Origin of the sequence: Caballeronia arationis, from assembly GCF_001544975.2 — a bacterium.
Lineage (GTDB): Bacteria > Pseudomonadota > Gammaproteobacteria > Burkholderiales > Burkholderiaceae > Caballeronia > Caballeronia arationis.
Genome location: NZ_FCOG02000158.1, coordinates 1 through 12472, shown reverse-complemented (window position 1 = coordinate 12472; position 12472 = coordinate 1). Strand labels below are relative to the sequence as shown.

The window sequence follows — 12472 nt, the reverse complement described above, 5'->3', positions numbered from 1 at the left end:
GCAAGCGATACTTCGCGATTTGGCCGATCCCGATGTTACGGAACTCGGGCCTTGGTTTTTTTACGGCTTCAGCCATGGCTCACCCCATCCTTCTATCTGGTTGACGATCACGCGCGCCGCCGACACACGGCAACGGGCGCCACTCGTCCCGCCTGCCTCCCGTGACGAGTGGCAGGCGATGTATTCAGGGGATGAGTTCTTTTGCCCGCGCATTGCGCGATAGCAGCATTTTGTCGCACCGTTGATATACTGTCCAATATCTATCTCGTCTATCTGATATTGCTTTCATATATATCGCATGGAACTCCGGCATATTCGGTATTTCCTGGCCGTTGCGGAAGAACGCAATGTGACTCGCGCGGCCGAAAGGCTCGGAATCGGGCAACCCCCTCTTAGCCAGCAGATACACGCGCTGGAGAGCGAAATCGGCGTTCGCTTGTTCCGTCGTACGGGGCACGGCGTCGTCCTGACGGAGGCCGGCGAAGCGTTCGCAACCGACGCGAAGCGCCTGATGAGCGATGCGCGCCACGCCATAGAGAAGGCGCAGAGTGCCGGGCGAGGCGAGGTCGGGCAATTGAATATCGGTTTCACCGGTTCCGCCGCATTCAACCCGGTTGTATCGAAGCTGATCCGCGAATTCAGGCAGTCGTTCCCCAGCGTCAACCTCAGTCTGGTGGAGGGCAATACTGCGCAACTGCTCGCTTACCTCAACGACAAGCGCCTGGATGTCGCGTTCGTCCGCTTGGGAAGTCAGTCGCCGGCCGGCGTTTCGTTCCATCACATCGCCACGGAGCCGATGAAAATCGTGTTGCCGGCGAGTCACCGTCTGGCGGGCAAGAAGAAGGCTCCGCTATCCGCGCTCGCGGACGAGCCGTTTGTCCTGCTCCCGCGCGAAGCGAGCCCGACCCTGCACGACGTGATCATCGGCGCTTGCCGGGATGCCGGCTTCGAACCTGTTATCGGTCAGCAGGCGCCCCAGTTGTCGTCCGTGGTCAACCTGGTAGCCGCAGAGTTCGGCGTCTCCCTGGTGCCCGCATCTGTTTGCCAGATTCAGGTCGAAGGTGTCGGATACGTCGATATACAAGGCGCCAATGTTTCGATTCGTCTGGCACTCGCCACGCGCGAAGACGGCGCCACGGCCAAGACCGCCAATTTTGTGTCGATCGCGAGCCATGTTTCAGCGACGCGGACTTGACGATCAGCACGGCAACGAGAAGGTGGAAGCAGCACCAAGCCGGGCGTCTTGGCTCAGATTCCGTGCGCTCCAAGGCGCGGAAGCAGCACCAAGCCGGGCGTCTTGGCTCAGATTCCGTGCGCTCCAAGGCGCGCTGCATACCAGCGTGAAAACTGGTCGACGTAGGCTTCCGTGAACGGTGAAAACGTCCCCGGCACGTACGCTGGATCTTGCGTTCCGTCGTGCGTGATCTCGACGAGGTGCTTGTCCTGCAGATTCGTCGCAACCCACACTTCGGTCAGATCGGAGACGTTGTAATCGGCTCCTTCGACTGCATCCGCGTGAACAAGCCACTTCGACCGCACGAGCGTCTTGTCGGGAGCGAGAGGAATGACGTAGGTAATCACCGCGTGGTCGCTCATGACATGCGTCCATGAATTGTGCGTCCAGAGGTGCAAATCGCCGAGGTCGCGCCGCGGGAGACTCCCGAAAAGCTTCGTGCTGGCGACCTTCGTGCTCAGGGTTTGGGACTCGCCCTCACCAGCGATGACAAGACGCTGCGTTCTGAACTGAGTGACGGCGTCTTCGTCGAGCCACTCGACAGTGGACCCGACAAAGCCGTCGCGTTCCCAGCTTGCCTGACATTCGGCGTTGCGCGCCTTGTACTCCTCCAGCGCGCGGACCGATTCTTCGCTCAGGTTTTCCGGGCAAAAGCCGAAGTCTTCCGCAAGGAATGACGCGGTCAGTTCTGGATGCGTCGCGGAGCAGTGATAGCACTCACGGTTGTTCTCCATCACGAGCTTCCAGTTGCCGCTCTCGATGATCTCCTGCTCGAACGCAATCCTGCTGTTCTGAAGGTCATAAGGCGCGAAGCGCGGCGTCATCGTTTGTTCCAGCTTTGCGATGTCCTCCGGCACGTTCTCGTCCAGACAGACGAAGACGTGAGTGCCGATAATCTTCGTGTGAACCGGCAGCAAGCTGCGACAGGCCGGGTCGAAGTCTTTCCCCAGGTGCGCAGCGTGCCGCAAACTGCCGTCCAGATCGTAAGTCCACTGGTGGTAGAGACATACGAGCATACCGACCGTCGACTTCCCCGCCTCTTTCAGGCGCGCCCCGCGGTGACGGCAAACGTTCCTGTAGGTCCGTATGTTTTCGTCATCGTCCCGGACGATGAGAATCGAAGCCTTGCCGATATCGACGATCGAAACGTCCCCCGGATCAGGTACGTCCGCCGTGACTCCGACCAAAACCCAGTGTTTGTGAAAAAAGACTTCGACATCTTTTTCGAAGACATCCTGGCTGCCAAAGAGTTCGCCAGGCAAGCCGTGCCCGGGTTGACGGCTGCGGATCAGGTCACCGTGTGACTTGCGTTGCACTCCGGACATCGTCTTTCTCCAACGCTCGGTGATGCTCGGGGTTAGGTTGTTCCCGCTCTGAACACGGTCCGCGGTGAACATCTGAGCGGTCCTGGCACCCGCGCTCATCCAGCGACGATCGAGGATGCCCTTCCCTCCACGACCATCACCGTGCAACCCTTCGCTGAAGACGTGCTGTGCCGTGATCCGGCTGGATAAGACACCGTCTGCCCGGGAAGAAAATCGGCGCCGTCGTCATCGGTGAACACGCCTTCCATAACGATGATCAGTTCGGTATCGTCATGGCGATGCTGGATAGAACGCGCACCCGCCTCCAGACGCATCCAGTAGCTGCTCCATGCGCCGGTTTCGTCGTTCGCGACCGGTATCCAGAAGAAGCCGGGCAAAACCGTCTCCCCAATCTTCATCGGGCGCCAGTCCCGTTCCTCGATCGAATACCAGCGACGGCCGTTCTTCACTCGAAGCCCGGCCAGTGGCCATACTTCCGCAGTTTCTTTTTCGCGGGACATGATTTGCCAATCAAGGATTTGTGAGAATGGCAGGCTCCGGCTGGGCAGTGGGCCATCCCTGCATCATCGTGCCGATTTCCTCGCCAAGCCACTCGCGGAACTGAAGGTATTCCGGCCGCGATTTCGCGTTGCGGTGCGTGATCAGATAATGATGACGGTCGTGGAACACGAGCGCATCGTCACCCGGCCTGACGAGCTTCTTCTGCTCCACCTGACGGTGAACCAGATGATGCCAGCCCAGCAACGTGCCTTCACCCGCCTCCGCCTGTGCGACGAGAAGCCGATAGTCGTTGCTCTCGAAATTTTCGTTCTGATCCAGGCGATCTGAACCATCGCCTTGCTGATACCAGTTCTTCCAGACACGCCAGTCCACATGCTCGCACACCTGCGCGCGTCCAAGCAGCGAGAGACTCAGCGTGGGATACGCCAGCAGATCGAGCGGCTTGAGCGTGCGTCCATGGAAATAGCGATCGTGGAATTGCACGCTGCAAACCGGGTAGACGATGTCGTGAAAGAGGGGCTCGACTTCATATTGCGCTTCTCGCGGCGGGTTCTTCGTGATGATGATGTCGGGCTCCATGAGATCGTCCAACTCCATGAAGTGGTCGGTCACCATCACGTGCAACCGGATGTTCGGAAACCGCTGCCGGAATTCCGGCAGTCTGAAAGACAGCCAGAGCGCCGAGAACGTATGCGAGATGCAGATGGTCAACGCGTGACGATCGACGCGTCGCACCGCCTGGGCCGCCTCGGCGATGTTCATGATCGACAGATAGGACGCGTTGTACAGGATGCGCCCCGCATCGGTGAGCGCAATGTGCCTTCCGGTTCGTTCGAACAAGGCCACTTCGAGTGTGTCTTCGAGTTCCTTGATCTGCCGGCTCACCGCCGCTTGCGTGACGCACAGCACTTCCGCAGCCTGGGTAAAGCTCTCGTATCGCGCCGCCGTCACAAAGCATCTGAGCGCGCGCAATGACGGCATCTGCGCGAGAAGCCTGTCCGCGAACTGCTGTTTCTTTTGCATTTGAATCACCTTCGAAGGAGGCCAGCAAGCGCCGTTCACCGTCAGCGCCGGTTGCACTCGACGCCGATGCTCTCTCCATGTGGCACACGCGGCCTGCCGAGGCGCAACACTTACCCGTGTCCCTGCACCCTCTGCATGATCTTGTCGAGCGCCTCCGAATAACTGGCGTAGGTGCCTCTCTTCGACAGTTCGGCGTGAAGCTGCTCGTTGATGCCGCCGGGAGTGCACGACTGCTCGATGAGCTTCGAATATGACTGCCCGTCTTTGGTCGTATCGTGAGCGAGACCCACATGATAGCCCGACAAAAACGAGCGGGCGGCGCTGTACGGCACACCTTGCCGAACAAGCCACGACGCCTGCTCTTCCAATAGCGCGTAGAAGCTCGCCATCGTCGATGTCACCGCGGATAATGCGTCGAACTGGTGTTCGTCCGTGACCTCGACCGATTCACCAAGCGCCGAAAACAACGCTCTCGCGATCTCGTCCGGCGGGCAGATGGCCGTGCTGCCCTTGCCCTCAGCTACCGCCGGTAACGGGACCGCCCTCACCACGTTGCCGGCGCTGCGCACGATCCCGCGTATCTGCGCGACCGACATTCCCGCTATAAAGCTGACGATCCGGTGCCGGCTATCGAACGCGAGCTGGCTCAGGACATCGGACGCAATCTGCGGCACGACGGCGAGACAGATCACGTCCGATGAATCGAGCACTTCCTGGTTGCTGTCGCAAACCCGCACCCGCGAATCGAGACCGGAAAGGTTCGCAGCAATCTCCGCGTTGCGCGGCGAAAGCGCGATGCGTTCGAACGGGACATCGAAACGAATCATTCCGGTCACGACCGCCTGCGTAATCGTGCCGGTGCCGACGAATCCTATGCGCATAGTGCCTCTTTTGGTATTGACCTTGAGTCCGGTCAGTCGAGCTTCAGCCAGGTAGTCTTCAGCTCGCAATATTGGTCGTGTGCGTAGACCGACTTGTCACGCCCACCGAAGCCGGACTGTTTGAAGCCGCCGAAAGGCGTCGTCAAGTCGCCCTCTCCGAAGCAGTTGACCGTCACGGTGCCCGCGCGAATGCGCGCCGCGATCCTGTGCGCGTGATTCACATTGTCGGTCCAGAGCGATGCCGCGAGGCCATAGCAGGTATCGTTCGCGATGCGTACGGCGTCGTCAATATCGTCATACTCAATGAAGCAGACGACAGGACCGAACACCTCTTCGCGCGCAATGCTCATCTCGGGCGTGACGTTGTCGAAGATCGTCGGCTCGACAAACCAGCCGCCCGTTTCAGTCAGCGTCGCCCTTCCACCGCATACGGTCCGCGCGCCTTCGGCCTTCGCTTTTTCGATGTGAGCGAGCACCCTTCTGAAGTGCTTCTCTTCGATCAGCGAGCCAAGCCTGACTTCCGGATCGAGCGGGTCTCCGGTTCTCCAGGCCTCCAGCACGCCCTGAACCTTTTCCAGCAATTCGGGCTTCTTGCTGGCATGAACCAGAATTCGCGAGCCCGCGCTGCAGTTCTCGCCCATGTTCCAGAACGCGGCAGCGACGGCCTGTTCAGCGACGGCGTCGAGATTGACGACATCGGGCAAGATGACTTGCGGGTTCTTGCCGCCGCATTCGAGCACGACGCGCTTCAGATTCGTATCGGCCGAATAGCGCAGGAAACGTTTGCCCGTTTCCGTGGAGCCCGTGAACGCAACAAGGTCGACGTCCGCGTGACAGCCGAGCGCCTGCCCGGCACTTTCGCCGAAGCCCGTCACGACGCTGAACACACCGGCCGGCACGCCCGCTTCCAACGCGAGGTCCGCGATGCGCAGCGTCGACAGCGACGTTTGCTCGGCCGGCTTGACGATCACGCTGTTGCCGACCGAAAGCGCCGGTCCGATCTTCCACGCCAGCATCAACGCCGGGAAATTCCATGGAAGCACTGCGCCTACTACTCCGATCGGTTCGCGCGTAATCATGCTCACCACGCCGGAGCCCGACGGAGACAGCGCGTCGTAGCGCTTGTCCGTGACTTCCGCATGCCAGCGAATGCACGCCGCCGACTCGGGAATGTCGAGCGCCAGACATTCGCTGATTGGCTTGCCGGCTTCGAGCGCTTCGAGCAATGCCAGTTCTTCCGCGTTCTCGTCGATCAGTTGCGCGAGGCGCTGCAGGACGGCCTTTCTCTGCGAAGGCGCGGCTTTCGACCAGACGCCCGATTCGAAGGCCTCACGCGCCGCAACGACCGCGCGATCGATGTCTTTTGCATCGCACTTCGTTACGTCCGCCAGAACCTTGCCGGTCGATGGGTTGAGCGTGCCGAAGGTTTCATTCGAAGCGGCGGCGCATCGTTGACCGGCGATGAAGGCTCTGCCGTCGAGCGGCAGGTTCTCTGCCCTGTGCTTCCATTCCTGATGAGTCGTCATGTCATGTCCTCAAAGGTTCAAAGCTCGGCACCCGCCGAAAATTCCTTCACCCAGATCGCTGCCGATACCGCGACGTCCGCAATGGGTCGCATGGGCAGCGAACGCGGATGCGGTTGCTGCAGAAGTTGATCGATCAGTTCGCTCGTCTGTCCGAGCGCGTGCTCGGCGATAAGCTTTCCCGCCGCCGACCCGCGGCTCAGGCCGAGGCCATTGCAGCCGATCGCTTCGAACACGCCTTCGTCCCGCTGCCCGAATAGCGCGCCATTGTTCGCCGACAGGCACAAGGCGCCGCCCCACGTGTATTGCAGCTCGACATCCTTGAGCATCGGGAATCGTCGGTCGAACGAGCGCTGATGCAGGTGCCTGGCCTTGGCGAGATCGCCTTCGGACACCGCCAGATCCGGGCGAAACGCGAAGTGATTACGCACACAGATACGGTTCGTCGCGAGGCGGCGCACCGTCGTGCCCATCGGATCCGCGGGGATCAGCGCCCAGGAGTGCCGGCCACCGAGCCTGCGCATCTCGTCTTCATTCATGACCCTCGACATCGACGCGAAGGTGTAAACGGGCAGCAGTCCGTTCGGATGGCCGCCGAACGTGGCCGCATAAGCGTTCGTGCAAAGGACGACATGCTTCGTCACGATGCCTCCGCCGGCGAAGTTCAGTCGCTTCGTCTGGCCGCGTGTCTCCATCCCCTTCACCGCGCTCAGCTCGAAGACCTCGACGTTCGGCGGCTGGGTCGCGGCGAGACCGCGCATAAGGGCGGCCGGCTGGACCGTGCTGCATCCCGGCGTGAAGAGAGCGCTGCGGTAGAAGCCCGTGCCCGTTACCTTTGCGATGGCAGATTCGTCGAGCCACTCGCACGGTTCGTCGATGCGAGCCAGGCCTTCTGCGAAGTGAGCCAGCGCCGTATGGCCCTTCTTGTTCACCGACGCATGAAACTTCCCGTCGTCTCGCCAATCGCAATCGATCCCGTGATGCCTGACGACCGCGCGGACATAGTCGATGCCATGCCGCTGCAGCCGCACATCTGCCTTGTCGGCCTCGACGCTGCGCGAGTAGCTCTCGCTGCTGATGTCGTGCGGCAAATCCACGAAGAACCCGGAATTGCGTCCGGCGGTGCCCCGCCCGATGCGATCGGCTTCGACCAGCGCGATCGACGCGTCCGGCGCAAGTTCGCCCAGCCGACGAGCCGCGCACAGCCCGGTGATGCCGCCGCCGACGACAACGAAATCGAACTGATGTTCGCCCGCGACGCATTTCGCGGAAACCGGGTCAGCCAGGGTCTCCCACCAGCCGTTGACGCCGTCGGGGGCAGGGAACCGCACAAAATCGAGTTTCGAGGCCATGCTCGTCAATGAGCGTTGCGCAACAGCGGTTGAACGAGCTTCGCAAAGGCGGCGCGCTCTTCTTCATTGAGCGTTCCGAGCGGTGCGCGCGCATTGCCCACGTGCGTGCCCGCGAGCTCGCATCCATAGCGCACGTACTGAATGAACTTGCCGCTTCGCTCCAGCAGTTCGAGCACCGGAAGAAGCTGCGTCATCAGTTTGCGGCCCGTGGTGAAATCGCCGCGCTGCACACATGCTTCGAGCAGTTCCGTATGCGCCTCGGGCAGAAAGTTGGACGCGCCGGCGACCCAGCTTCTGACGCCCCAGGCGAAAAACTCCAGCGCCTGATCGTCCATGCCGCAACTGAGGACGAACCGGTCCGGCAGATGCGTCGCCAGGTGATGAAGATGCGCAATGTCGCCAGTACTCTCTTTCATGGCGCCAAAGTTGGGCCGCTCGAGCAACTTTTCGAGCACACCGTCGCTGATTTCCGTGCCGGTCCGGGCGGGAAAGTTGTAGAGCATGATCGGCATGTCGAGCGCGTCGTCGATCTTGAGAAGATGGGTAAGCAACTCCTCTTGCGTCGGCTGCACGTAGTAAGGCGCAGCAACCAGCAACGCGTTCAATCCCGCGCGTTTGGCTTCACGTCCGAGACGCAGGACTTCATCGGTCGTTGTCGCGTTGATGCCGGCGGTGAGATAGCTCTTCCCGCCCGCTGCCTTTGCCACGGTATCGAATGTCTTGACGCGCTCCTCGAAGCTGAGCGCGTAGTACTCGCCAGTCGTGCCGCCTACGCCGAGGCCCGAGACGCGGGAGGCGAGATTGACGGCGTGCTTGCCGAGCAGGTCGTGATCGATTTCTCCATCGGCCTTGAACGGAGTGACGAGGGGGGTATGGACGCCTTCGAAGCTCATGTTTCTCTCTCTGATGTTTGACTGCATGTCGTGACTTGCGACCGCGCCCGGCGCTAGATGAGTGCTTCCGCGGATGAATAGATGGGAAACTGGCCGCACAGGTCCCGCACCCGGGCACGCACCGCACGCTCGACGTGTTCGTCGCCGCCGGGTTCGCGTTCGAGCGCCGACAGTACTTCGAGGATCATCTCCCCGACCTGTTCGAACTGCGCAATGCCGAAGCCGCGCGTCGTTGCCGCGGGCGTGCCGAGGCGTATGCCGGAGGTCACCGTGGGGCTTTCTGTATCGAACGGAATGCCGTTCTTGTTGCACGTCATGCCCGCGCGTTCGAGCGCCTTCTCTGCCTGCGTTCCCGTGAGACGCTTGCCGCGCAAGTCGACGAGCAACAAATGATTGTCGGTGCCGCCAGTCACGAGGCTCAGTCCGCCGGCTTGCAGCACCCGACCGAGCGCCTGCGCGTTTTGAAGCACCCTTTCGATGTACACGGTGAACTCGGGGCGAAGCGCTTCGCCGAACGCTACTGCCTTGCCGGCGATCACATGCATCAGGGGACCACCCTGCAGACCGGGGAAGACCGCGGAATTGATCTTCTTCGCGATGTCGCCGTTGTTCGTCAGGATGAAGCCACCGCGGGGGCCGCGCAGTGTCTTGTGCGTCGTGGACGTGACAACGTCGGCGAACGGCACCGGGTTCTGATGGCGCCCGGTCGCGACGATGCCCGCGATATGCGCCATGTCCACCATGAGCAGCGCGCCGACGCTATCCGCGATCTCGCGAAATGCTGCGAAATCCAGCGCGCGCGGGTACGCCGAATACCCCGCGATGATGAGCTTCGGACGATGCTCTTCTGCCAGCCGCCGAACCTGCTCGTAGTCGATGCGCAGCGTGTCCGGGTTGACGCCATACTGAACGGCGTTGAACCACTTGCCCGACAGCGCGGGGCGCGCGCCGTGCGTGAGGTGCCCGCCCGCATCCAGCGACATACCCATGACGGTATCGCCGGGCTTGAGGAGCGCGAGCATCACCGCGCCGTTCGCCTGCGCGCCCGAATGCGGCTGAACGTTGGCGAACTCGGCCTCGAACAGCGCCCGTACGCGGTCGATGGCGAGCGATTCGATCCGGTCCACGTGCTCGCAGCCGCCGTAGTAGCGCCTGGACGGATAGCCCTCTGCATATTTGTTCGTCAACACCGTGCCCTGCGCTTCCATCACTGCGGACGACACGATGTTTTCAGAAGCGATAAGTTCGATCTGGGTCTGCTGACGGCGCAACTCCAGTGCGATCTCCGATGCAATGACGGGATCGTGGCTTTGCAGGCTTTCGGAAAAGAAGCGAGCGTTTTCGTTCACAGGAATACTCCGAGGGTGTCGTGCAATACGGCTCTGCTAAAGGCCGCTCCGGGCTTTACTGTTCCAGCCATGCTTTGAGCTTGTCCGGATGCGCGTCGACGAACTTCTTCGCGGCAGTCGCATAGTCGTTGGTGCTGTTGCCTTCGAACTCGATCGACTCGACATCCGCGAGGCTCAGCTTGAAATGCTTCATGAAGACGTCCGCGCGAGGAAACTTGGTGGCGAACTGCTTCGATGCAAACGCGTGGATTTGCTCTTCGCCTCCAAGCGTTCCCTTCGGGTCCTTCAGATAGCGCATCTGCCACTTCTGAAACATCCAGTGCGGGCTCCACACCGTGGCGACGATCCATTGCTTCGACTGATTGGCGCGTTGCACGGACGCAAGCATCCCGGCCTCGCTCGAAGACTGCAGGTGATAGCCCGAGAGGTCATACGCCTTGATGGTCTTTTCCGATGCCTGCATCAGGCCGCCGCCGGGCTCGATCCCCTGGATGATGCCGTTGAGCTTGCTCTGGACCTCGGGCTTGGCCAGATCCGATATCGAGGAGAGCTGCGATTCGGGGATGTACGTGGGCACCGCCCAGCCGTTCTTTCCTCCCGTGTAGATGATGCCGACGTCGTCGAGATCGTTCTTGTATCGCGCGTAGTAGTTACCGTGGGTAACCGGCAACCAACCGCCGACCATGATGTCGAGGTCGCCGCGCGCCACGCCCTGATACTGAATGCCGATGTCGGCCTGAACGAATTGCACGGGCTGCTTGAGTTGCGTTTCGAGGACATACTTGACGACGTTCGCGACGGCCAATACGTCCGCCCAGTTGGTGACTGCAACCTTGACCGGCTCGGCCGAGATTGCCGGATTCGCGGCGACACCGAGCGCGACCACTGCCGGCGCCAGAATCTTCGCGATGATCGATCTGATACGGCTGGCTTTCATGTAGTACTCCAAATTGATATTTGAACTTTTCGGAAGATTTTGACCATGTGTCTCTCAGATTCGACGCAGGTCCATCTCAGGTTTGCGCGGTCTTGCCTGGCGTCGCCCGATCGGCCGGCGTGGCGACAAGTTTTTTCCTGGCCTTCTTTTTCTTCGACTTCACGCCGAAACTTTCAGTGAGGCGATCGAGAATGATGGCGAGAAGAACGACTCCGAGTCCGCCTTCGAACCCGATGCCGATATCGAGCCGTTGAATGCCGCTCAGCACGTATTCGCCGAGCCCACCGGCGCCGATCATCGAAGCAACCACGACCATCGACAGCGCCATCATGATGGTCTGATTCACGCCCGCCATGATCGACGGCAATGCGTTCGGCAACTGGATCTTCCACAGCAGTTGTGCATCCGTGCTGCCGAACGACCGGCCCGCCTCGAGCAGTTCCTCGCGCACCTGCCGGATGCCGAGCGTCGTGAGGCGCACGACCGGAGGCATGGAGAACACGATCGTGGCAATCACCGCCGGCACGCGGCCCAAACCGAACAGGATCACGGCCGGAATCAGGTACACGAAGGCGGGCATCGTCTGCATGAAGTCGAGCAGTGAACGCAGCACGACTTCGGCACGGTTGCTCCGCGCACCCCAGATCCCCAGTGGCACGCCGATCACGAGACTGGAGAAAGTCGCCGCGACGACAAGCGCGAGCGTCGACACCGTCTGCGTCCAAAGTCCCATGTAATGGATGGCGAGAAGCGCTGCGCCAACGAACACGGAGAACACGACACCCCGGCGCCAGATCGCAATTCCCATGAAGATCACGAGCATGGCGATGAACGGCACCGCGGCCAGTCCGTCCTCGAGCAGCTTGATCACCGCGCCAAGCGAGGCCGAAAAAGCGTCGAATCCGCCGCGAAAATGAAGGAAAAGAAAATTCACTGCGTCTTCAGCAAATTTCCCGATGACCGAAGAATTCATGCTGCCCTCCGTTGCATGACCTGCTTGAGAATGGTGCGGCACGAGACAACGCCCGCGAGTCTGCCCTGCTCGTCCGTGACCGGTACGTCGTGTTCCTGGCTGAGCGCGATGGCTGCGAGCTGATGCAGGTCGGCATTGAGCGGAACGGCCGCGACGTCACGAATCAACGCCTCGCGAATCGGGCGGCTGCCACTCTTGTGGAGCGATGCGGGCGTGACGCAACCGTGGTAACGCCCTGCCTCGTCGCAGACGTATCCGCAGTCGGCGCCGCTGTCGATGAGGTGATTCAGATAACGCTCGGACGGCGCGCTCGTATCGCACGCGATCAGGCCTCGCTGGACCCTCGTCAGCAGGCTCGAGGCCTCGAGGAACCGGGAGACGTCCACGTTGTGGAAGAAATCGCGCACGTAGTCGTCGGCGGGCGACTGGATGAGTTCGGCGGGTGTTCCCACCTGGATCAGCCGGCCATCTTTCATGATGC

At 61.1% G+C, this 12472-nt stretch carries 12 protein-coding genes and 1 pseudogene; 1 reads left to right on the top strand and 12 read right to left on the bottom strand.

Annotation, left to right across the window (positions count from 1 at the left end; translation table 11 throughout):
• Window positions 1-76, bottom strand: a pseudogene (locus AWB81_RS36630) (succinate dehydrogenase, cytochrome b556 subunit); the annotation flags it as partial.
• Between the two features lie 222 nt (window positions 77-298).
• Between AWB81_RS36630 and AWB81_RS36625 the strand changes: the two are divergent.
• Window positions 299-1195, top strand: a complete 897-nt coding sequence (locus AWB81_RS36625) for a LysR family transcriptional regulator (RefSeq protein ID WP_062642744.1) — start codon at window positions 299-301, stop codon at window positions 1193-1195.
• 107 nt (window positions 1196-1302) lie between these two features.
• On the opposite strand, the gene AWB81_RS36620 is transcribed toward AWB81_RS36625, so the two are convergent.
• From AWB81_RS36620 to AWB81_RS36570, 11 genes are all read right to left on the bottom strand, one after another.
• Entirely contained in the window at window positions 1303-2559 is a 1257-nt protein-coding gene (locus tag AWB81_RS36620; protein ID WP_062642742.1) for an aromatic ring-hydroxylating oxygenase subunit alpha, read from the bottom strand.
• A 95-nt stretch (window positions 2560-2654) separates the two neighbouring features.
• The gene (locus AWB81_RS36615; RefSeq protein WP_062642741.1) at window positions 2655-3059 is read right to left on the bottom strand and encodes a cupin domain-containing protein; all 405 of its coding nucleotides are present in this window, start codon (window positions 3057-3059) and stop codon (window positions 2655-2657) included.
• A gap of 10 nt (window positions 3060-3069) precedes the next feature.
• Window positions 3070-4083: a LysR family transcriptional regulator gene (locus tag AWB81_RS36610; RefSeq protein ID WP_062642746.1), complete on the bottom strand. Its 1014-nt coding sequence runs from the start codon at window positions 4081-4083 to the stop codon at window positions 3070-3072.
• Window positions 4084-4193: 110 nt separating this feature from the next.
• A complete protein-coding gene (locus AWB81_RS36605; RefSeq protein ID WP_062642739.1) occupies window positions 4194-4964 on the bottom strand; it encodes a pyrroline-5-carboxylate reductase in 771 nt (256 codons plus the stop codon).
• A gap of 32 nt (window positions 4965-4996) precedes the next feature.
• Window positions 4997-6490 (bottom strand): aldehyde dehydrogenase, encoded by a 1494-nt coding sequence (locus tag AWB81_RS36600; RefSeq protein ID WP_062642737.1) that lies wholly within the window; start codon window positions 6488-6490, stop codon window positions 4997-4999.
• Window positions 6491-6507: 17 nt separating this feature from the next.
• On the bottom strand, window positions 6508-7839 hold the full coding sequence (locus AWB81_RS36595; RefSeq protein WP_062642734.1) for an NAD(P)/FAD-dependent oxidoreductase: 1332 nt from the start codon (window positions 7837-7839) through the stop codon (window positions 6508-6510).
• A gap of 5 nt (window positions 7840-7844) precedes the next feature.
• Window positions 7845-8732, bottom strand: coding sequence for a dihydrodipicolinate synthase family protein (locus AWB81_RS36590; RefSeq protein ID WP_062642732.1), 888 nt, complete (start codon window positions 8730-8732; stop codon window positions 7845-7847).
• Window positions 8733-8785: 53 nt separating this feature from the next.
• Window positions 8786-10081, bottom strand: coding sequence for a serine hydroxymethyltransferase (gene glyA, locus AWB81_RS36585; protein WP_062642731.1), 1296 nt, complete (start codon window positions 10079-10081; stop codon window positions 8786-8788).
• Between the two features lie 55 nt (window positions 10082-10136).
• Window positions 10137-11018: a glycine betaine ABC transporter substrate-binding protein gene (locus tag AWB81_RS36580; RefSeq protein WP_062642729.1), complete on the bottom strand. Its 882-nt coding sequence runs from the start codon at window positions 11016-11018 to the stop codon at window positions 10137-10139.
• A gap of 76 nt (window positions 11019-11094) precedes the next feature.
• Window positions 11095-11991, bottom strand: coding sequence for an ABC transporter permease (locus AWB81_RS36575; RefSeq protein WP_062642727.1), 897 nt, complete (start codon window positions 11989-11991; stop codon window positions 11095-11097).
• Window positions 11988-12472: CBS domain-containing protein (locus AWB81_RS36570; protein WP_144444289.1), on the bottom strand; the 485-nt coding region annotated here is incomplete at its 5' end. The genes AWB81_RS36575 and AWB81_RS36570, both read right to left, overlap by 4 nt.

Coding starts and splice junctions, on each gene's coding strand:
- AWB81_RS36625 (WP_062642744.1), top strand. CDS start 299: ATGGAACTCCGGCATATTCGGTATTTCCTGGCCGTTGCGGAAGAACGC.
- AWB81_RS36620 (WP_062642742.1), bottom strand. CDS start 2,559: ATGTCCGGAGTGCAACGCAAGTCACACGGTGACCTGATCCGCAGCCGT.
- AWB81_RS36615 (WP_062642741.1), bottom strand. CDS start 3,059: ATGTCCCGCGAAAAAGAAACTGCGGAAGTATGGCCACTGGCCGGGCTT.
- AWB81_RS36610 (WP_062642746.1), bottom strand. CDS start 4,083: ATGCAAAAGAAACAGCAGTTCGCGGACAGGCTTCTCGCGCAGATGCCG.
- AWB81_RS36605 (WP_062642739.1), bottom strand. CDS start 4,964: ATGCGCATAGGATTCGTCGGCACCGGCACGATTACGCAGGCGGTCGTG.
- AWB81_RS36600 (WP_062642737.1), bottom strand. CDS start 6,490: ATGACGACTCATCAGGAATGGAAGCACAGGGCAGAGAACCTGCCGCTC.
- AWB81_RS36595 (WP_062642734.1), bottom strand. CDS start 7,839: ATGGCCTCGAAACTCGATTTTGTGCGGTTCCCTGCCCCCGACGGCGTC.
- AWB81_RS36590 (WP_062642732.1), bottom strand. CDS start 8,732: ATGAGCTTCGAAGGCGTCCATACCCCCCTCGTCACTCCGTTCAAGGCC.
- AWB81_RS36580 (WP_062642729.1), bottom strand. CDS start 11,018: ATGAAAGCCAGCCGTATCAGATCGATCATCGCGAAGATTCTGGCGCCG.
- AWB81_RS36575 (WP_062642727.1), bottom strand. CDS start 11,991: ATGAATTCTTCGGTCATCGGGAAATTTGCTGAAGACGCAGTGAATTTT.